Here is an 18,756-nt window from a genome sequence, read left to right as displayed (position 1 = left end):
AGCGTCAGGAGGCCGCGGGGTCGGCGGCACCGGCCTCGGCTTCGTTGACGTCGATGGCCAGGGCCAGCGGCGCGGCCAGCTCTTCGTCCTCTGCCTCGGCCGATTCGTCCAGCGCTTCGACCGGCCCGTCCAGCCGCTCGACCACGGTGCCCGACACATCCAGCGCGATCTCATTGATGGCGCCCAGGCGCACGCGCACATGCGCGCCGCGAGGCAGTCCCTCGGCGCCCAGCACGGGCAACACCAGCGGCAGGGTGTCGGCGCGCACCAGGTTGTCCTTGATCAGCGTGGCCGTCAGCTCGGTGATGCCCACCTGCTGCAGGTGCTTGAGCGTCCAGAAGCGTTCCATGCCGTTCTGAAAACCGTTGTAGGCGGTGTAGGCCGCGTCGAAGCCGCTGATGATGGCGAACAGATTGGCGTCCTTGGGCTTGAACGGTGCGGCCAGCGCGGCCGTGGTGCCATGGCGGGCGCAGGCAATGATCTGCCACTGGTTGACCAGGTCCACGTAGCGGCGCAGGGGCGATGTGCTCCAGGCGTAGGCCTTGACGCCGAGGCCGGCGTGCGGCGCGACCTTGGTGCCCATGCGCACCTTGACGCCGGGCGCCAGGCTGGCCTGGCTGCGGTAGATGCCGGGCACGCCGCAGGCGGCCAGCCACTGGCCCCAGTGGCTGTTGGCCAGGATCATGGCTTCGGCCACCATCAGGTCCAGAGGGGCGCCGCGCGAGCGGGTGCCGATCACCACGGTCTCGCTGCCGTCGGGCTCGTCGCCCGCCATGCCCTGCAGCTTGAAGGTGTAGTCGGGCCGGGTGAACGTCTCGGGCTTGCCCCGCACCACCTCGCGCTGGGCCTTCAGGTGCCCGGCGAGGCGGAAGATGAAGGCCAGCTGCGGCTGCAGCGCGGCGATCTCGCCACCCGCCGCGTCGACCGGCGACTCGCCGTTCAGCCAGGATTCGGTGATCACGCTGTCGAGCTGGTCGTGGCGCAGGTTGTGCGCAATGGGCACGCGCTCCAGCGCGGTGCGGCTGTCCCTGATCTCCAGGGTCGCTTCGTCGAAGCTCACGTACAGCGACACCGCCGGACAGTCGCGCCCGGCCTCCAGCGTGTAGCGCTGCACCACATCGTCGGGCAGCATGGTGATCTTGTGGCCCGGCATGTAGACCGTGGACAGGCGCTGGCGCGCGACGTGGTCGATGGCGTCGTCCGGCTTGATCGCCAGCCCCGGCGCCGCAATGTGGATGCCCAGCGTGACCGTGCCGCTGCCCAGCCCCTGCAGCGAGAGCGCATCGTCGATCTCGGTGGTGTGCGAGTCGTCGATGGAGAAGGCCTGCACCGCGGCCACCGGCAGCTCGTCGGTGATGGCCGGTGCCTGCAGGGCCGGGAAGCCCGTGCCCTTGGGGAACTGGTCGAACAGGAAGCGCTGCCAGTGGAACTGGTAGGCGCTGGTGATGGCGCCGGCCTTTTCCAGCAGGGCCAGCGGGTTGAGGTGGCTGCTGCGCGCGGCCTCGACCACGGCCTTGTATTCGGGCGCATTCTTGTCCGGCTTGAACAGGATCTTGTAGAGCTGCTGGCGCACCGGCTCCGGGCAGTTGCCGGCGACCAGCTCGGCCGCCCAGGCGTCGATCTGCGCCTGGATCTGCTTCTTCTTTTCGATGGCGGCGAGCGCCTGGGCCACGACCTCGGCCGGCGCCTTCTTGTAACGGCCCTTGCCGGCGCGGCGGAAGTAGTGCGGCGCGCCCTGCAGGCAGATCAGCGCCGCCACCTGCTGCTCGGTGGTGGCCGGGTCGCTGAAGTAGTCGGCGGCCAGGTCGGCGAAGCCGAACTCGTCCTCGGGTGCGAACTCGTAGGCCAGCTCCAGTTCCATGGTGGCGGCCAGGGCGGTGGCGGCAGGCATGAGCTGGGCGGGGGCGGGCTTCTCGAAACGCAGCAGGGTGTTGGCCAGCTTGACCTTCACGCGCTTGCCCGAATCGAGCTCCACCTGCAGGGAGCTCTCGGCTTCGGACATGAGGCGGCCGGTCATCAGCTTGCCGGCTTCGTCGAACAGGATGTGCATGGGCGCGATTGTCCCACGCAGGGCAGGGCGTTCCTCGTCTCAGGCTGCCAGCCCAAGAAACTGGAACAGCCGGTCGATGTGCCGGTCGAAGTCGGAAATGGCGTGGTCGCCTTCTGGCAGGCGGTGGATGCTGCCGCCTGCGCAGAAGGCCATCATTTCGCGCCAGTCCAGCACCTCGTCCTGCTCGGAAACGAGGGCGAACAGGCGCTCGGGGGTGACCGGCCGGTCGGGCGCCAGCCGGGAGATGTCGCCGGCCAGCGCCGCCAGCTCGTCCACGAACTCGGCCCGGAAGAAGATGTGTTCGTCCGGGTTCTGCCAGACCGGGTGCTCGCCGATGTACTTCGCCAGATCGCGTTGCGGAAATGGCGCCGGGTTGAGCAAGGCCGCCACGCAGCCCCGTTGCAGCGACAGCCAGCGGGCGTAGAAGCCGCCCAGCGAAGAGCCGATGACGGCCATGCGGTCGGCCAGCCAGCCGTCTGTGAGCCGCCGCATCAGGTCCGCGGCTTCGCGCGGGGATGGCGGCAGTTGCGGGCAGCACCAGACCACGCCCGGGTGCTGCGAGCGCACCCGCTCGGCCACCTGCAGGGCCTTGGCCGATTGCGGCGACGAGCGGAAACCGTGCAGATAGAGCAGGTGGCTGACCGGAGGGCGGGGAGGGGTGTGCATGCCGGAAGGATAATGGCTGCCTCATGGCCGCCGTACTCGACAAACCTTCGCTCTGGCAACGCATCCGACCCATCTTCCAGGGCTTTGACGGACCGCTGGCGCTGGCCATCCTGCTGCTGGCCGGCGCGGGCCTGATGACCATGTACTCGGTCGGCTTCGACCACGGCACGCGCTTCACCAGCCATGGCCGCAACATGCTGCTGGCCGCTGTGGTGCTGTTCACCGTCTCCCAGGTGCCGCCGCAGCGGCTGATGGCGCTGGCGGTGCCGATGTACGTGGTCGGCGTGATGCTGCTGCTGGGGGTGGAGCTGTTCGGCATCACCAAGAAAGGCGCCACGCGCTGGATCAATGTGGGCATCGTGATCCAGCCCAGCGAGCTGATGAAGGTGGCCATGCCGCTGATGCTGGCCTGGTGGTTCCAGCGCCGCGAGGGCATGCTCAAACCGCTGGACTTCGCCATGGCGGGGCTGCTGCTGGCGGTGCCGGCCTTCCTGATCCTCAAGCAGCCCGACCTGGGCACCACGCTGCTGGTGCTGGCCTCGGGCCTGGCGGTGATCTTCTTTGCCGGCCTGAGCTGGAAGCTGATCATCCCGCCCGTGCTGCTGGCGGCGGTCGGTATCGTCACGCTGATCATCATGGAGCCCCAGTGGTGCGCACCGGACGTCGACTGGAAGGTGCTGCACGAGTACCAGCGCCAGCGCGTCTGCACCCTGCTGGACCCGTTCAAGGACCCACTGGGCAAGGGCTTCCACATCATCCAGGGCATGATCGCCATCGGCTCCGGCGGCGTCTGGGGCAAGGGCTTCATGCAGGGCACGCAGACCCACCTGGAGTTCATTCCCGAGCGCACCACCGACTTCATCTACGCCGCGTTTTCCGAGGAGTTCGGCCTCGTGGGCACCCTGGGCCTGATGGCGGGGTTCATCTTCCTGATCGTGCGTGGCCTGACTGTCGCGATGGAGGCGCCGACCCTGTTCGCGCGCCTGCTGGCCGGCGCCATGACGCTCAACATCTTCGTCTACGCCTTCGTCAACATGGGCATGGTCAGCGGCATCCTGCCGGTGGTGGGGGTGCCGCTGCCCTTCATCAGCTACGGCGGCACGGCCATGGTCACGATGGGCGTGGGGCTGGGCATCCTGATGTCGATTGCCAAGTCCAAACGACTCATGCAATCGTGATGACCCCGTCCTTTCCCGTCGTGGTCGTCGGCGCCGGCAACATGGGCGGCGCCATGGTGGAGCGCATGTGCGAGGCCGGCACGGCCGTGGTGGTCTGCGATATCGATTCCGCGCGGCAGCAGCAGGCCCTTGTGGCCGGCGCCGAACTGGCCGACACGCCGTCGCTGGCGGCTTCTGCGCTGGAAGACAGCGGCGTCCTGATCGTTTGCGTCGTGGATGCGCAGCAGTCGCACGATGTGCTGTTTGGTACCGACGGCGCGGCCTATCGCATGCGCGCCGGCCAGACAGTGATGCTCTGCCCCACCATCGCGCCGCAGGACACCGAGGCCCTGGCCGCCCGCCTGGCGGAGCATGGCATCGGCTGCATCGACGCGCCCATGTCTGGCGGCCCGGCGCGGGCGCGCGACGGCAGCATGAGCCTGATGCTGGCCGCCACGGCGCTGCTGCTGCAGCGCCACGAAGCGCTTCTCGCCCGTCTCTCCTCGCACCGCTTCGTGATCAGCGAGCGCGTGGGCGACGGCGCCCGCACCAAGCTGGTCAACAACCTGCTGGCGGGCATCAACCTCGTCGGCGCAGCCGAGGTGCTGGCGCTGGCCGACCGCATGGGGCTGGACCTGGGCACCACGCTGGACGTGATCGAGCAGTCCAGCGGCCAGAGCTGGATCGGCTCGGACCGCATGCGGCGGGCGATTGCCGGCGACTTCGAGCCGCGCGCCCATGTGACCTTGCTGGAAAAGGACACGCGGCTGGCGGTCGAAGCCGCCCGGCAGGCCGGGTTCGACGGTCCGCTCGGCGCGCGGGCGGCGGCCGTGTTTGCCCAGGCCCATGCCGCCGGACTGGCCGACCGCGACGACGGCGCCCTGTTGCCGCTGCTGCGCGGGCAGGCCGGGCAATCCCACTGATCCGCCCGGGGTCGCGACCAGCGGCAGGCGCTCGGGCGCCCAGCTTCCTACAATCCACCCATGATCGCCCGCGAACCCACCCTGGCCCGACTGGCCACCGCCGAAAGCCTGTTGCTCACCCCCTACGGCCTGAGCATGTCCCACCTGCAGCGCGCGCTGGGCGAGATGACCTCGCACGGCGTCGACGATGCCGACCTCTACTTCCAGACCACGCGCAGCGAGGGTTGGAGCCTGGAGGAGGGCATCGTCAAGACCGGTAGCTTCAGCATCGACCAAGGCGTGGGCGTGCGCGCCGTCAGCGGCGAGAAGACCGCCTTCGCCTATTCCGACGACCTGTCCTGGGACTCGTTGCTGGACGCCGCGCACACGGTCCGTTCGATTTCCGGCCAGGGTCAGAGCCGCAAGGTCCGCGTTCCGGCTGCCAAGACCTCGAAGTCGCGTTCGCTCTACCCGGGGCTCGACCCGATCGGCACGCTCGACAGCGCGGCCAAGATCGCCCTGCTGGAAAAGGTGGAGAAGCTGGCCAAGGCGCGTGACCCGCGCGTGGTGCAGGTGATGGCCGGGCTGGCCGCCGAGCACGACGTGGTGCTGATCGCGCGCGCCGACGGCACGGTGGCGGCCGATGTGCGTCCGCTGGTGCGGTTGTCGGTGACGGTGATCGCCGAACAGAAGGGGCGCCGCGAGATGGGCAGCTCGGGCGGCGGTGGCCGCTTCGGTCTGGCCTACTTCGACGACGCTGTGGTGAGCGGCTACGTGGACGAGGCGGTGCAGTCGGCGCTGACCAACCTCGATGCCCGCCCCGCACCGGCCGGCGAGATGACGGTGGTGCTCGGCCCGGGCTGGCCGGGTGTGCTGCTGCACGAAGCCGTGGGCCACGGGCTGGAGGGCGACTTCAACCGCAAGGGTTCCAGCGCCTTCAGTGGCCGCATCGGCCAGCGCGTGGCGGCCAAGGGTGTGACGGTGCTGGACGATGGCACCATCGCCGACCGCCGCGGCTCGCTCAACGTCGACGACGAAGGCTGCACCACGCAGAAGAACGTGCTGATCGAGGACGGCATCCTCAAGGGCTACATCCAGGATGCGATGAACGCGCGCCTGATGGGCGTCAAGCCCACCGGCAACGGCCGCCGCGAGAGCTACGCCCATGTACCCATGCCGCGCATGACCAACACCTACATGCTGGGTGGCGACAAGAGCCCGGACGAGATCGTGGCGTCGATCAAGAAGGGCCTGTACGCCACCAACTTCGGGGGCGGCCAGGTGGACATCACCAGCGGCAAGTTCGTCTTTTCCGCCAGCCAGGCCTACTGGGTCGAGAACGGAAAGATCCAGTACCCGGTCAAGGGGGCGACCCTGGTCGGCAGCGGCCCCGAGTCGCTCAAGAAGATCAGCATGATCGGCAACGACATGCGTCTGGACAGTGGCGTCGGCACCTGCGGCAAGGAAGGCCAGAGCGTGCCGGTGGGGGTTGGCCAACCCACGCTGCGCATCGATGGTCTGACCGTCGGCGGGACCGCCTGACCCGGTTTGTAAGACGCTTGTCAAAACCGCTGTGATACAGTCGCCAGCTATGCAAACCTGCGCCGCCATCTTTTTTGGCTTTTACTTTTGGTTCTCTGTCCCCGGCGGACGAGAGGCAAGGGTGTAAGCGCGCCAAGAAACCCAGAACCTCCGAAACCGCCGGGCCCCCAGCCCGGCGGTTTTTTTTCACCTGTCCACTTTCCAATCCTGCGAGGAGCTTTCGATGAACGCCAAGAACACGACCACCAGCGATGCCTGGTATGCGCGGCCTGCCGACAAGACCAGCCAGACCGACGACCAGCGCATCAAGGACATCACCGTGCTCCCGCCGCCCGAACACCTCATCCGCTTCTTCCCCATCGCCGGCACGCCGGTTGAAACCCTCATCAAGCAGACCCGCAGCCGCATCCACGACATCCTGCACGGCAAGGACGACCGCCTGCTGGTCATCATCGGTCCCTGCTCGATCCACGACCCGGCCGCCGCGCTCGACTACGCCCGCCGCCTCAAGCCGCTGCGCGAGAAGTACGCCGACACGCTGGAAATAGTGATGCGCGTCTACTTCGAGAAGCCGCGCACGACGGTGGGCTGGAAGGGGCTGATCAACGATCCCTACCTCGACGAGAGCTACCGCATCGACGAAGGCCTGCGCATCGCGCGCCAATTGCTCATCGAGATCAACCGCCAGGGCCTACCGGCCGGCAGCGAGTTCCTGGACGTGATCAGCCCGCAGTACATCGGTGACCTGATCGCCTGGGGTGCCATCGGTGCGCGCACCACCGAAAGCCAGGTGCACCGCGAGCTGGCCTCGGGCCTGTCGGCACCGATCGGCTTCAAGAACGGCACCGACGGCAACATCAAGATCGCGACAGATGCCATCCAGGCCGCGGCGCGCGGTCACCACTTCCTCTCGGTGCACAAGAACGGCCAGGTCGCCATCGTGCAGACCAACGGCAACAAGGACTGCCACGTCATTCTGCGCGGAGGCAAGGCGCCGAACTACGACGCCGCCAGTGTCGCTGCAGCGGTCAAGGAGCTGGAGGCCGCCAAGCTGACGCCGCGCCTGATGGTCGACTGCAGCCACGCCAACAGCAGCAAGCAGCACGAGAAGCAACTGGAGGTGGCGCGCGACATCGGTCAGCAGATGGCCGCTGGCAGCAAGAGCGTGTTCGGCGTCATGATCGAAAGCCACATCGAGGCCGGTGCCCAGAAGTTCACACCGGGCAAGGACGACGTGAACAAACTGGCCTACGGCCAGAGCATCACCGACGCCTGCCTCGGCTGGGGCGACTCGGTGCAGGCACTGGAAATCCTCTCCCAGGCGGTGGTCCGCCGGCGGACCGTGCGCTGACCGGCCGTTCGTCGCATAGCTCGCAGATCCTTGTCGCGAACGGGTGCGCCCACCCCTGGGGACAATGGTCTAATGCGAGCAGTTGGTGATGCGCATCGTGGGTGCCGCAGGGGGTGTGTTTGGAGCAGCCGGTTCTGGGTCTGGGATTGTTGGGTTTTTCCGACGCAGCGGGACTGCGCCTGCAGGCTTGGGCGGCCCAGACGCCTGCCGGCTGGCCCGAATGGCGCACCTGCGATCCGCATCTGGCCGACGCCTGGATGATCGCTGGCGATGCCGTCAATGTGCTTGGTCGCGATGAACTGGTGATCCGTCATCCCCACGGCAGCGGTGAGCGCCTGACCCTCAACCGTGCCGAAGTCGACCGACCGCAGGCGTTCGCCATTCCCTTGCCCGAGGGTTTTGCGTCGGCAGAGTTCTTCGAGGCTGACAGTGAAGGCAGCGTGCGCCAGCGCCTGCAGCGTTTCGAGGCCTGGCTGCGTCCCCTGCGCACGCAGTTCGCCCTAGGCGCACGCATATACGACCACATGGACCAGATGCGTTCCGGTGGTGTGGTCCACCTCTCGGCGGGTGGCCGGCTGCTGGCGGTCATCGACATTCAACGCTGGCAGGCGTCCCTGCTGATTCCGGCCCGGCCGATCGATCTGGCGATGGCCGAATGGACCTTCGGCGCCAAGCTGTCGCTGGAGGTGCCACCATCGTTCATCCGCCTTCCGCTGCACCGCGTGATGTGGAACTACGCGGTGCGAACCCGGCGCGATGTGTTGCCCCACCGGTACCGCGAGCAGAGTCTGTACCTGCGCCGGGTGCCGCGCCTGCCGGCGCACTGGTTCGGCGAGTTTCACCTGGTGCTGATGCGCGAACTGATGGACCGTCCGGCCACGTTCGCCCAGCTGCGCGAGCGAACCTCGTCGTCGGATCCGGACCTGGCGCGCCATCTGGCAGCGCTGTACCACGGCGGCGCGCTGACGACCGATGTGGACAGCGCCCGCCGGGCCGAAAGAGACAACAGGCGCTCAATGGTGGCACTGCGGTTTGACCATCTCGACGCTGACCTTTCCTCGCGTCAGCACAATCCAGAGTCGGTGGTGCCGTCCAGCCTCTTGCGGCAGGCGGTTCATTCGCCACTGCGTGTGTCGACGGGCGCACAATAACAATGTAAGAGGGGGGTCCGGTTTGCGGACCGCCGTGTTCATCCCTAGCCGTCAGGAGTATTCCCATGCGCAGCCAAGTCACCGTGACCTGGGGCGAACCCGCCACCTACCGCTTCGACCTTGAAGAGGTGCAACCCATGCCGCACGACCAGGCGCGCGCCTGGCTGGACCAGCAGTTCACGGCGTTCGACTGCGAGCCCATCCGCCTGACCGGCAAGGTGCTGACAGCCGACAAGGTGCTCGGCGTGGCGCAGGCGGCTGGCCAGGACCGCTTCCGCGATGCGGCGCACCGGGACTGGGCGATGGAGTTTGCGCGCGCCAGCAGCGCTGCCCTGGCCAAGCCGACCGTGACGGTCGACCTGGCCACCATGTCGGTCGGTTACTGAGTCGTCGGACCCAGGGCGGTGAGCAGGCGGGTGTGAACACCGCCAAAGCCGCCGTTGCTCATGCAGACGATGTGGTCGCCGACCCTGGCGGCCGAGACCACCTGCCGCACCAGTTCGTCGATGGTTGCAGCGACCGAGGCGCGTGCGCCCATCGGCACCAGTGCCTCGCGCGCATCCCAGTCCAGCCCGCCCGAGTGGCAGAACGCCAGGTCCGCTGACTCCAGGCTCCAGGGCAGTTGCGACTTCATCGTGCCCAGCTTCATGGTGTTGCTGCGCGGCTCGAACACCGCCAGGATGCGCCCGCCCGACGGGCCCAGACGCCGGCGCAGTCCGTCCAGCGTGGTGCGGATGGCGGTGGGGTGGTGGGCGAAGTCATCGTAGATGGTGATGGCGCCGCCTTCACGGGCCACCGTGCCGCGGACCTCCATGCGCCGGCGCACATTCTGGAAGTGGCCCAATGCCTTCGCCGCATCGGCGGGCGACACCCCCACGTGCTGGGCAGCGGCAATGGCTGCGAGCGCGTTCAGCTGGTTATGTTCGCCAGTGAGTGCCCACTCTACGCGAGCCACTGTCTGGCCACGTTCAAGCACGTCGAACGCATGGGGTTCGCCTGCCGCACTGAAGTCGCTGACGGCGGCACCGAAGCTGCGCACCTCGCTCCAGTGCCCCATGTGGAGCACCCGGTCCAGGCTTTCTTCAAGGCCGTTGACCACCAGCCGACCGCTGCCGGGCACCGTGCGCACCAGGTGGTGGAACTGCCGCTCGATCGCGGCCAGGTTGTCGAAGATGTCGGCGTGGTCGAACTCGAGGTTGTTGAGCACGGCGGTGCGCGGGCGGTAGTGGACGAACTTGCTTCGTTTGTCGAAGAAGGCGGTGTCGTATTCGTCTGCCTCAATCACGAAGGTCTTGCCTGCGCCCAGGCGTGCGGACACGCCAAAGTTCATAGGCACGCCTCCCACCAGGAAACCGGGTTGCAGGCCGCTGGCTTCCAGCACCCAGGCCAGCATCGAGGTGGTGGTGGTCTTGCCGTGGGTGCCGGCGACCGCCAGCACATGGCGCCCTTGCAGCACGTGCTCTGCCAGCCACTGGGGGCCGCTGGTGTAGGGGGCTCCCGCTTCCAGGATGGCTTCCATCAGTGGGAATTTCGGGCGGCCGTCGGCCAGTCGGGCGCGGCTGACCACGTTGCCGACCACGTACATGTCCGGGGCCAGGTCCATCTGGTCGGCAGAGAACCCCTCGATCAGGTCGATGCCCAGCGCGCGCAGCTGGTCGCTCATCGGAGGATAGACCCCGGCGTCGCAGCCGGTGACGCGGTGTCCGGCTTCGCGTGCGAGTGCGGCCAGGCCGCCCATGAATGTGCCGCAAATGCCCAGGATATGAATGTGCATCCAGCCATTCTAGGGGGCACCCATGCACAATCCCCGTCCATGGACAGCTTCCGCACCGACACATCCGCCGAGATTGCCTCGGTGGCAGCGAGCCTGGTGGTCGACGAGGGTCTGGAATACGCGACAGCCAAGCGGCGCGCGGCCAAGCAGCTCGGCCTTTCCCCCTCGCGCACCCCTTGGCCCGACAACCAAGCCGTGGAGGAAGCGGTGCGCGAACACATCGCGATCTTCTGCGCCGACACCCAGCCGGTCGAGCTGCGGGCGCTGCGGGAGCTGGCACTGGTGTGGATGGGGCGGCTGGCCGCGTTCAGGCCGCATCTGTGCGGTGCGGTCTGGCACGGGACCGCCACCCGCCACAGCGACATCTATGTGCAGCTGTACTGCGACGATCCGAAATCTGCCGAGTGGGCGCTGCTGGACCAGCGGGTCGAGTACCACCCGGGGACGGCGGCCAGCGATGCGCAAGGCGATCCGGTCGAGGCCCTCACGCTGAGGTTGCGCTGCGAGGCACTGGGACAGTGGGTGCTCTTGCACCTGCTGGTGCTGGACCACGACGCCTTGCGCGGCGCGCTCAGGCCGGACGCGCAGGGGCGGCGCCCCAGGGGCGATGCACAGGAGGTGCGCGCCTTGCTGGCCGCAGACTCCGGTTCCCAGAGGGCAGCAGCATGAACCGGCGGACCTTGCTGATGGGGGGGCTGGGCGCGGCGGCTGCGGCGGCTGGTGCGGGCGTGGCCTGGTGGCGGCTGCGCCCGGGGCCGGTGCTCGGTGAGGCCGAAAACCAGTTCTGGGCGAGCGCGTTTCCTGATGTGTTGGGCGCTCCGGTGTCCATGGCGGGCTTCAGGGGGCGCCCCTTGCTCGTGAATTTCTGGGCCACCTGGTGTCCGCCCTGTGTGGAGGAGCTGCCGCTCATCAACACCTTCTACCGGGAGCACTCGGACCGCGGCTGGCAGGTGCTGGGGCTGGCGGTGGATCAGGCCGCTCCGGTGTCGCGGTTTCTGGCGCGGTTGCCGCTGGACTTTCCCGTGGCGCTGGCTGGCTTCGCCGGTTCCGACATGGCCCGAAGCCTGGGCAACCCCAGCGGAGCCTTGCCTTTCAGCGTGGTGTTTGACGTGGACGGGGCTGTGCTGCACCGCAAGCTGGGCAAGGTCAGTGCCGAAGAGCTGGCACAGTGGGCCCTTCTGGTCTGAGTCCGCCACCGGACGGGCGGTGCCCGTCAAACGTTGCGAACAGAATTAAAAAGCGGTTAAAGTCCCGCCAACTTTGACCAGTTCACGGGCCTGCCGCGGCCCGCCACCCGCTTCTTCGGGTGTGACGAGCGGCACTTCTGGTGTGGTCCGCCTCGTGTACACTGCGCACCCCGGCAAGACGGCAGTGCTTCGTTTGATCGAAAATAAGCGAAGTTTGACCAACTTGACTGCAATTCGTTGGAGAAATCATGGATCTTAGAAAACTGAAGACACTGATCGACCTGGTGTCCGAGTCGAACGTGTCCGAGCTGGAAATTACCGAAGCCGAAGGCAAGGTCAGGATCGTCAAGAGTGCTCCAGCGGCCGCAGTGGCCCAGGTTGTCGCCGCAGCGCCTGTGGCGGCGGTCGCAGCCCCCGTAGTGCAGGCCGTGGCCGATGCCGCGTCTGCAACTGCCGCTGCGCCGGCTCCGGCAGGGCACACGGTCAAATCGCCCATGGTGGGCACCTTCTACCGAGCGTCCAGCCCGGGTGCCAAGCCGTTTGCCGAGATCGGGCAGGCCATCAAGGAAGGCGAGACCATCTGCATCGTCGAGGCCATGAAGATCCTCAACGAGATTGAGGCCGACAAGAGCGGCACCATCACGCAGATCCTGGTCGAGAACGGCCAGGCGGTGGAATACGGCCAGCCGCTGTTCATCATCGAGTAAGGGGATCCTCGCCCCATGTTCAAGAAAATCCTCATCGCCAACCGCGGCGAAATCGCCCTGCGTGTGCAGCGTGCCTGCCGCGAGATGGGCATCAAGGCCGTGATGGTGTATTCCGAGGCCGATCGAGACGCCAAGTACGTCCGGCTGGCCGACGAGGCGGTCTGCATCGGCCCGGCGCCATCGGGTCAGAGCTACCTCAGCATGCCGGCCATCATCTCGGCCGCCGAGGTCACGGACGCAGAAGCGATCCACCCCGGCTACGGCTTCCTGTCGGAGAACGCCGATTTCGCCGAGCGCGTTGAGCGCAGCGGCTTCACCTTCATCGGCCCGACCCCCGAGTCCATCCGCATCATGGGCGACAAGGTCTCGGCCAAGCAGGCCATGATCCGCGCTGGCGTACCCTGCGTGCCGGGGTCCGAAGGCGCGCTGCCTGACGACCCGGCCGTGATCAAGAAGACCGCCAAGGCGGTGGGCTACCCGGTGATCATCAAGGCCGCGGGCGGCGGTGGTGGTCGCGGCATGCGCGTGGTGCACACCGAGGCGGCGCTGCTGCACGCAGTGCAGACCACCAAGGCGGAAGCCGCGGCGGCCTTCGGCAACCCCGAGGTGTACATGGAGAAGTTCCTCCAGAACCCCCGGCATATCGAGATCCAGGTGCTGGCCGACACGCACCGCAACGCGGTCTATCTGGGCGAGCGCGACTGCTCTATGCAGCGCCGCCACCAGAAAGTGATTGAGGAAGCGCCGGCGCCGGGTATTCCACGCCGCCTGATCGAAAAGATCGGCGACCGCTGCGCGGCGGCCTGCAAGAAGATCGGCTACCGCGGTGCGGGCACCTTCGAGTTCCTGTACGAAAACGGAGAGTTTTATTTCATTGAGATGAACACCCGTGTGCAGGTGGAGCACCCGGTGACCGAGTGGATTTCGGGTGTGGACATCGTGCGCACCCAGATCGCGGTCGCAGCCGGCGAGAAGCTGCCGTTCACGCAGCGCCAGATCCAGCTCAAAGGCCACGCCATCGAGTGCCGCGTCAACGCGGAAGACCCCTACAAGTTCACCCCGTCGCCCGGGCGCATCACCACCTGGCACATGCCTGGCGGGCCGGGTGTGCGCGTGGACTCGCATGCGTACACCAACTACTTCGTGCCGCCCAACTACGACTCGATGATCGGCAAGATCATCGTGCACGGCGATACGCGCGAACAGGCGCTGGCGCGCATGCGCACCGCCTTGTCCGAGTGTGTGGTCGAAGGCATCAAGACCAACATCCCGCTGCACCGCGAGCTGATGGTCGACGCCAGCTTCGTGGCCGGCGGCACCAACATCCACTACCTCGAAGAGTGGCTGTCGCAGCGTGAGCGCTGACGTGTCCGGTGGCTCGCTGTACGAACTGGTGCTGCTGGTGCCCGAGGCCGGTGTCGAGCCGGTCGGTGATGCCTTGGTGGCGCTGGACGCGCTGAGCGTCTCGGTCGAGGACGCCGATGCGCTGACCCCGGCCGAGCAGGCGCTGTTCGGTGAACCCGGCATGCCGCCACCCAAAGAAGGCTGGAACCGCTCGCGCGTGGTGGCGCTGTTTCCGGACGAGGCGGCGGCGCGCGAGGCGGCGGAGTTGCTGCTGCCGCAAGACTTCTTCGAGGGCTCGCAGGTGATGGGCGTGCGCGCCGTGGTGGACCAGGACTGGGTGCGCCTGACCCAATCGCAGTTCGATCCGGTCGAGATCACCCCGACCTTCTGGATCGTGCCGACCTGGCACGAGCCGCCTGCCGCTGCGAAGGAAGTGATCCGCCTGGACCCTGGCCTGGCCTTTGGCACGGGCACCCACCCGACCACCCGCATGTGCCTGCGCTGGATCGCTGCCCATGCACCGCAGGGACAGCGCGTGCTCGACTACGGTTGCGGCTCAGGCATCCTGGCCATCGGCGCGGCCAAGTTCGGCGCCGAACCCATCGTGGCGGTGGACATCGATCCGGCCGCCGTCGAGTCCACACGGCTCAACGCCGATGCCAACGGCGTGGTTCTGCGCACCGGCTTGCCCGATGCGGTCGACGGGCACTTCGATGTCGTGCTGGCCAACATCCTGGCCACACCGCTCAAGGTGCTTGCACCCCTGCTGTGCGAACGCGTGAAGGCGGGTGGTCATCTGGTGCTGGCCGGCATTCTGGCCCGGCAGGAGGACGAGTTGCGGGAGGCCTATGCGCCCTGGGTGCAGCTGCGCGTGAGCGACGAGGAAGACGGCTGGATTCTCATGACCGCCCGCAAGGCGTGAAGCGTTCCTGCCGCCGGGCGTGATGCGGGTGCCTGCAATAATTGCCGCATGAGTTTCACCACCCGCTGTCCGGCTTGCGGAACGACCTTCCGGATCGTTCCCGACCAGCTCAAGATATCCGACGGCTGGGTGCGTTGCGGGCATTGTTCCGATGTGTTCGATGCCACGCTGTTCCTGGAGGGAGACCCGGTGGCTGTATCCGCACCGGTGCAAGCCCCTTCCGTCGTCGCCGCCTCGCCGCCTCCAGTCCCTGTGGCGCACGATGACGCGGATGAGGAATGGCTGCTGCACTCGAAGCCATCGACCGACGAGCTGCCGTCAGGGCCGGGCCCAGCAAATGCCGACGACGGGTTTTCCGACGAGTTGCGCCGGTTCGCAGCGCAGGCCAAAGACGATGTCCAGGCTTCGGAAGTCTCCGTCGCACCCCCGGCTCCTGAGCCAACGTCTACCGAAGAGGCGGCGGCGACGGACGTGAGTCCGCCTCCTGCGCGCCCTCCGGTGGCGGCAACACAGCCACCGCCGGTGGCGGCGGAACCGGTGCGGGATGACGATGTGCCCGTGCTGACGGAACCCAGCTTCGTTCGGCAGGCCCGGCGGAAGGCTTTCTGGCAGTCCCCGGGGGTGCGCGTGTCCCTGGTGGCGGTGTGCTTCGTGCTGCTGGCCGGGCTGGTGGCTCAGTGGGCCGTGCACGACCGGGACCGGCTGGCGGCCCGGTATCCGTTCAGCGCGCCCCTGCTGGCGATGCTGTGCCGGCCTCTGGACTGCAGCATCGGTCCGGCCCGCGAGATCGAGGCGGTGCTCATCGACAGCTCCAACCTGGTGCGTCGCCTGGGCAACTTCTATTCATTCGACCTGGTGCTCAAGAACAGCGCCGCGCTGCCGCTGGCGGTGCCCGCGCTCGAACTGAGCCTGACCGATGCTCGGGACAACGTGATCGTCCGGCGGGTGTTTCTTCCGGCCGAGCTGCCGGGAGCACCAGAGGTGTTGCCGGCGCAAGGTGTGGTCTCCATGAGCCTGCGGCTGTCCATCGCTGACAGCGGTGTGTCTTCCATGACGGGCTACCGTGCCCTGGTGTTCTATCCCTGATTCCTTTTTCTTTTCATCATGTCCATCCTCATCTGCGGCTCCCTGGCGTTCGACACCATCATGACCTTCGAGGGGCGTTTCGCCGAGCAGATCCTGCCCAGCCAGCTGCACATCCTCAATGTGTCCTTCCTGGTGCCCGGCATGCGCCGGGAGTTCGGCGGCTGTGCCGGCAACATTGCGTATGGGCTGCGGCAACTGGGGTCTGATGCGGTGCCGCTGGCCATGGTCGGCAACGATGCGCAGGACTACCTGTCGCGGCTGCAGGGCCTGGGTGTGGACACGCGCTTCATCGGCACGACGGCGGACAACTACACCGCGCAGGCGATGATCATGACCGACCGCGACAACAACCAGATCACGGCGTTCCACCCCGGCGCCATGTCGCAGGCCCATGAAAACCGTGTGCCCGTTGACGCCGGCATCCGCCTGGCGATCGTGGCACCGGATGGCAGGGACGCCATGCTGGAGCATGCGCAACAGCTGCACGACGCGGGCATTCCCTTTGTGTTCGACCCCGGTCAGGGCCTCCCGATGTTCAACGGCGACGAACTGCGCCACTTCGTATCGATGGCCAGCTGGGTGGCGGTCAACGACTACGAAGGCAAGATGCTCAGCGATCGCACGGGCTTGAGCCTGTCGGAGATCGCTGGCCAGGTTCAGGGGCTGGTCGTGACGCTGGCCGAGCACGGCTGTGACGTGTATGCAGAAGGGCGCCAGACCCGGGTGGCTGGTGTGTCTGCGAGTGCGGTGGTGGACCCGACCGGTTGCGGTGATGCGTTCCGTGCCGCGCTGCTGCACGGGCTGTCGCAAGGTTGGTCGCTGGAGCGTTGTGCGGAACTGGGCAACCGCCTGGGGGCCACCAAGATCGCCAGCAGGGGTGGCCAGAACTACACGCTCTGACTGGGCGCGGCAATGAAAAAGCCCGGCGTTTTCACGCCGGGCTTGTCAATCATCCCGGAGGATGAATCAGGGCTTGCTGGACGTGGGGAACGGCCAGGCAGCCTGAGGGTTCAGCTTGGTTTGCGCTGCAGGGGCCGCAGGGGCTGCCGGCTTCTTGGCCGGCTCAGCTTTTTTTGCGGGGGCTGCCTTTTTGACGGCAGCCTTCTTGGGGGCAGCGGCTTTCTTGGCCGGAGCTGCGGCCTTCTTCGGCGCAGCTGCCTTCTTGGCCGGAGCGGCCTTCTTCGGTGCAGCAGCCTTCTTGGCCGGAGCGGCGGCCTTCTTCGGTGCAGCAGCCTTCTTGGCCGGAGCGGCCTTCTTCGGCGCAGCAGCCTTCTTGGCCGGAGCGGCCTTCTTCGGTGCAGCAGCCTTCTTGGCCGGAGCGGCCTTCTTCGGTGCAGCAGCCTTCTTGGCCGGAGCGGCCTTCTTCGGTGCAGCAGCCTTCTTGGCCGGAGCGGCCTTCTTCGGTGCAGCAGCCTTCTTGGCCGGAGCGGCCTTCTTCGGTGCAGCAGCCTTCTTGGCCGGAGCGGCCTTCTTCGGTGCAGCGGCCTTCTTGGCCGGAGCAGCGGCCTTCTTCACAGCGGCCTTTTTGGCCGGGGCTTTTTTCGCAGTTGCCATTGTTTTCTCCTTGATCAAGTTGCAAAGAGCACTTCGCGCGGCAAATCTCCGCGGAAGTGATTCAGGGACCTGGCGCCGTGGATGCATCCACGAAAGGCGCCAAGGCCTTGAATCTTGTGACAAAGCCCTGCCCCGGACGCTGGAACGTCTGGGGCAGGGCTTTGTGGTTCGGTGAGCATGGGATGAGGCATCAGTCCCAGGACAGCGCTCCGCCGGACTGGTATTCGATGACGCGGGTCTCGAAGAAATTGCGTTCCTTCTTGAGATCGATCATCTCGCTCATCCAGGGGAACGGGTTCTCTTCGTTCGGGAACAGCGGCTCCAGGCCGATCTGCGTGGCACGGCGGTTGGCGATGTAGCGAAGGTAGCCCTTGAACATGGAGGCGTTGAGCCCGAGCACGCCGCGCGGCATGGTGTCTTCGGCGTACTGGTATTCCAGGTCCACGGCCTTGAGGAACAGCTCCTTGATCTCGGCCTTGAACTGCGGGGTCCACAGCATCGGGTTCTCGAGCTTGATCGCGTTGATCAGGTCGATGCCGAAGTTGCAGTGCATGGACTCGTCGCGCAGGATGTACTGGTACTGCTCCGCGGCACCGGTCATCTTGTTCTGGCGGCCCAGCGCGAGGATCTGCGTGAAGCCGACGTAGAAGAACAGGCCTTCCATCAGGCACGCAAACACGATCAGCGACTTCAGCAGCGTCTGGTCGGCCTCGGGCGTACCGGTCTTGAAGTTGGGGTCCATGATCGCATCGATGAACGGGATCAGGAACTCGTCCTTGTTGCGGATGGACTGGACCTCGTGGTACGCGTTGAAGATCTCACCTTCGTCCAGGCCCAGGCTCTCCACGATGTACTGGTAGGCGTGGGTGTGGATGGCTTCTTCAAACGCCTGGCGCAGCAGGAACTGGCGGCACTCGGGCGCCGTGATGTGGCGGTAGGTGCCCAGCGTGATGTTGTTGGCGGCGAGCGAGTCGGCGGTGACGAAGAAGCCGAGGTTGCGCTTGACGATGCGGCGCTCGTCTTCGGTCAGGCCGTTGGGATCCTTCCAGAGCGCGATGTCGCGGCTCATGTTCACTTCCTGCGGCATCCAGTGGTTGGCGCAGGTGGCGAGGTACTTTTCCCAGGCCCACTTGTACTTGAACGGCACCAGCTGGTTGACGTCGGTCTGGCCGTTGATGATGCGCTTGTCGGCCACATTCACGCGGCGCTGCTCGCTGCTGTGCGCGGCGGAGGAAGAAGCGGGGGAGGACACTGCAGCTTGCGCACCCGATGAGGTGGGTGGCAATGTTTGAAGAGCGGGCTTCGAGGAGGGAGTGACTTGTTCGTCCCAGGTCAGCATGGTGGTGTCCAATTCAGCGGATTA

18 protein-coding genes are annotated in these 18,756 nt (G+C 66.7%); 13 read left to right on the top strand and 5 right to left on the bottom strand.

Annotated features, from left to right (window positions below):
- Nucleotides 1-4: 4 nt before the first annotated feature.
- Both DD542_RS06620 and DD542_RS06615 read right to left on the bottom strand, forming a co-directional pair.
- Nucleotides 5-2,050 carry a ribonuclease catalytic domain-containing protein gene (locus DD542_RS06620; RefSeq protein WP_127804586.1) on the bottom strand — a complete coding sequence of 682 codons (2,046 nt, stop codon included), beginning with the start codon at nt 2,048-2,050 and terminating at the stop codon, nt 5-7.
- A gap of 39 nt (nt 2,051-2,089) precedes the next feature.
- Nucleotides 2,090-2,716 carry a YqiA/YcfP family alpha/beta fold hydrolase gene (locus DD542_RS06615; protein ID WP_127804584.1) on the bottom strand — a complete coding sequence of 209 codons (627 nt, stop codon included), beginning with the start codon at nt 2,714-2,716 and terminating at the stop codon, nt 2,090-2,092.
- 23 nt (nt 2,717-2,739) lie between these two features.
- On the opposite strand from DD542_RS06615, the gene rodA reads away from it, so the two are divergent.
- The 6 genes from rodA to DD542_RS06585 all read left to right on the top strand — a co-directional run bounded on the left by rodA (nt 2,740) and on the right by DD542_RS06585 (nt 9,205).
- Nucleotides 2,740-3,894, top strand: coding sequence for a rod shape-determining protein RodA (rodA, locus tag DD542_RS06610; protein WP_066153477.1), 1,155 nt, complete (start codon nt 2,740-2,742; stop codon nt 3,892-3,894).
- Nucleotides 3,894-4,796: an NAD(P)-dependent oxidoreductase gene (locus DD542_RS06605; protein WP_127804582.1), complete on the top strand. Its 903-nt coding sequence runs from the start codon at nt 3,894-3,896 to the stop codon at nt 4,794-4,796. Before rodA ends, DD542_RS06605 begins: the two co-directional genes overlap by 1 nt.
- 60 nt (nt 4,797-4,856) lie before the next feature.
- Nucleotides 4,857-6,317, top strand: a complete 1,461-nt coding sequence (gene tldD, locus DD542_RS06600; protein ID WP_127804580.1) for a metalloprotease TldD — start codon at nt 4,857-4,859, stop codon at nt 6,315-6,317.
- A gap of 223 nt (nt 6,318-6,540) precedes the next feature.
- Complete coding sequence (locus DD542_RS06595) at nt 6,541-7,668, top strand: 3-deoxy-7-phosphoheptulonate synthase (RefSeq protein ID WP_127804578.1); 1,128 nt, start codon at nt 6,541-6,543, stop codon at nt 7,666-7,668.
- Between the two features lie 101 nt (nt 7,669-7,769).
- Nucleotides 7,770-8,819, top strand: a complete 1,050-nt coding sequence (locus tag DD542_RS06590; RefSeq protein ID WP_127804576.1) for a hypothetical protein — start codon at nt 7,770-7,772, stop codon at nt 8,817-8,819.
- Between the two features lie 65 nt (nt 8,820-8,884).
- On the top strand, nt 8,885-9,205 hold the full coding sequence (locus DD542_RS06585) for a hypothetical protein (RefSeq protein WP_066153464.1): 321 nt from the start codon (nt 8,885-8,887) through the stop codon (nt 9,203-9,205).
- On the opposite strand, the gene mpl is transcribed toward DD542_RS06585, so the two are convergent.
- On the bottom strand, nt 9,199-10,593 hold the full coding sequence (mpl, locus tag DD542_RS06580) for a UDP-N-acetylmuramate:L-alanyl-gamma-D-glutamyl-meso-diaminopimelate ligase (RefSeq protein WP_127804574.1): 1,395 nt from the start codon (nt 10,591-10,593) through the stop codon (nt 9,199-9,201). The genes DD542_RS06585 and mpl overlap by 7 nt on opposite strands.
- Nucleotides 10,594-10,632: 39 nt before the next feature.
- Here mpl and DD542_RS06575 point away from each other — a divergent pair, with 39 nt between their 5' ends.
- The 7 genes from DD542_RS06575 to DD542_RS06545 all read left to right on the top strand — a co-directional run bounded on the left by DD542_RS06575 (nt 10,633) and on the right by DD542_RS06545 (nt 16,739).
- Nucleotides 10,633-11,262, top strand: coding sequence for a hypothetical protein (locus tag DD542_RS06575; RefSeq protein WP_127804572.1), 630 nt, complete (start codon nt 10,633-10,635; stop codon nt 11,260-11,262).
- The gene (locus DD542_RS06570) at nt 11,259-11,780 is read left to right on the top strand and encodes a TlpA disulfide reductase family protein (protein ID WP_127804570.1); all 522 of its coding nucleotides are present in this window, start codon (nt 11,259-11,261) and stop codon (nt 11,778-11,780) included. Before DD542_RS06575 ends, DD542_RS06570 begins: the two co-directional genes overlap by 4 nt.
- Before the next feature lie 248 nt (nt 11,781-12,028).
- Nucleotides 12,029-12,487 carry an acetyl-CoA carboxylase biotin carboxyl carrier protein gene (accB, locus tag DD542_RS06565; protein ID WP_066153454.1) on the top strand — a complete coding sequence of 153 codons (459 nt, stop codon included), beginning with the start codon at nt 12,029-12,031 and terminating at the stop codon, nt 12,485-12,487.
- 15 nt (nt 12,488-12,502) lie between these two features.
- Entirely contained in the window at nt 12,503-13,852 is a 1,350-nt protein-coding gene (gene accC, locus DD542_RS06560; RefSeq protein WP_066153451.1) for an acetyl-CoA carboxylase biotin carboxylase subunit, read from the top strand.
- 16 nt (nt 13,853-13,868) lie between these two features.
- A complete protein-coding gene (prmA, locus tag DD542_RS06555) occupies nt 13,869-14,753 on the top strand; it encodes a 50S ribosomal protein L11 methyltransferase (protein ID WP_127807304.1) in 885 nt (294 codons plus the stop codon).
- A gap of 48 nt (nt 14,754-14,801) precedes the next feature.
- A complete protein-coding gene (locus DD542_RS23890; protein WP_127804568.1) occupies nt 14,802-15,839 on the top strand; it encodes a zinc-ribbon and DUF3426 domain-containing protein in 1,038 nt (345 codons plus the stop codon).
- Between the two features lie 18 nt (nt 15,840-15,857).
- Entirely contained in the window at nt 15,858-16,739 is an 882-nt protein-coding gene (locus DD542_RS06545; protein WP_066153445.1) for a carbohydrate kinase family protein, read from the top strand.
- 66 nt (nt 16,740-16,805) lie between these two features.
- Here DD542_RS06545 and DD542_RS06540 read toward each other — a convergent pair whose 3' ends face one another.
- Together DD542_RS06540 and DD542_RS06535 are read right to left on the bottom strand one after the other, a co-directional pair.
- The gene (locus tag DD542_RS06540; protein WP_127804566.1) at nt 16,806-17,393 is read right to left on the bottom strand and encodes a histone; all 588 of its coding nucleotides are present in this window, start codon (nt 17,391-17,393) and stop codon (nt 16,806-16,808) included.
- Nucleotides 17,394-17,583: 190 nt separating this feature from the next.
- Nucleotides 17,584-18,732, bottom strand: a complete 1,149-nt coding sequence (locus tag DD542_RS06535; protein WP_127804564.1) for a ribonucleotide-diphosphate reductase subunit beta — start codon at nt 18,730-18,732, stop codon at nt 17,584-17,586.
- Between the last annotated feature and the right edge of the window lie 24 nt (nt 18,733-18,756).

Origin of the sequence: Hydrogenophaga sp. NH-16 (genome assembly GCF_004006415.1) — a bacterium.
Taxonomy (GTDB): domain Bacteria; phylum Pseudomonadota; class Gammaproteobacteria; order Burkholderiales; family Burkholderiaceae_C; genus Hydrogenophaga; species Hydrogenophaga pseudoflava.
This window is presented reverse-complemented; position numbering and strand designations above follow the sequence as displayed.

Bases quoted from the DNA above. Each gene is read 5' to 3' on its own strand.
- accC (WP_066153451.1), top strand. From the start codon at position 12,503: ATGTTCAAGAAAATCCTCATCGCCAACCGCGGCGAAATCGCCCTGCGT.
- DD542_RS06620 (WP_127804586.1), bottom strand. From the start codon at position 2,050: ATGCACATCCTGTTCGACGAAGCCGGCAAGCTGATGACCGGCCGCCTC.
- DD542_RS06570 (WP_127804570.1), top strand. From the start codon at position 11,259: ATGAACCGGCGGACCTTGCTGATGGGGGGGCTGGGCGCGGCGGCTGCG.
- DD542_RS06535 (WP_127804564.1), bottom strand. From the start codon at position 18,732: ATGCTGACCTGGGACGAACAAGTCACTCCCTCCTCGAAGCCCGCTCTT.
- DD542_RS06540 (WP_127804566.1), bottom strand. From the start codon at position 17,393: ATGGCAACTGCGAAAAAAGCCCCGGCCAAAAAGGCCGCTGTGAAGAAG.
- DD542_RS06545 (WP_066153445.1), top strand. From the start codon at position 15,858: ATGTCCATCCTCATCTGCGGCTCCCTGGCGTTCGACACCATCATGACC.
- DD542_RS06605 (WP_127804582.1), top strand. From the start codon at position 3,894: ATGACCCCGTCCTTTCCCGTCGTGGTCGTCGGCGCCGGCAACATGGGC.
- DD542_RS06575 (WP_127804572.1), top strand. From the start codon at position 10,633: ATGGACAGCTTCCGCACCGACACATCCGCCGAGATTGCCTCGGTGGCA.
- DD542_RS06595 (WP_127804578.1), top strand. From the start codon at position 6,541: ATGAACGCCAAGAACACGACCACCAGCGATGCCTGGTATGCGCGGCCT.
- DD542_RS23890 (WP_127804568.1), top strand. From the start codon at position 14,802: ATGAGTTTCACCACCCGCTGTCCGGCTTGCGGAACGACCTTCCGGATC.
- mpl (WP_127804574.1), bottom strand. From the start codon at position 10,593: ATGCACATTCATATCCTGGGCATTTGCGGCACATTCATGGGCGGCCTG.
- DD542_RS06615 (WP_127804584.1), bottom strand. From the start codon at position 2,716: ATGCACACCCCTCCCCGCCCTCCGGTCAGCCACCTGCTCTATCTGCAC.
- DD542_RS06585 (WP_066153464.1), top strand. From the start codon at position 8,885: ATGCGCAGCCAAGTCACCGTGACCTGGGGCGAACCCGCCACCTACCGC.
- accB (WP_066153454.1), top strand. From the start codon at position 12,029: ATGGATCTTAGAAAACTGAAGACACTGATCGACCTGGTGTCCGAGTCG.
- tldD (WP_127804580.1), top strand. From the start codon at position 4,857: ATGATCGCCCGCGAACCCACCCTGGCCCGACTGGCCACCGCCGAAAGC.
- rodA (WP_066153477.1), top strand. From the start codon at position 2,740: ATGGCCGCCGTACTCGACAAACCTTCGCTCTGGCAACGCATCCGACCC.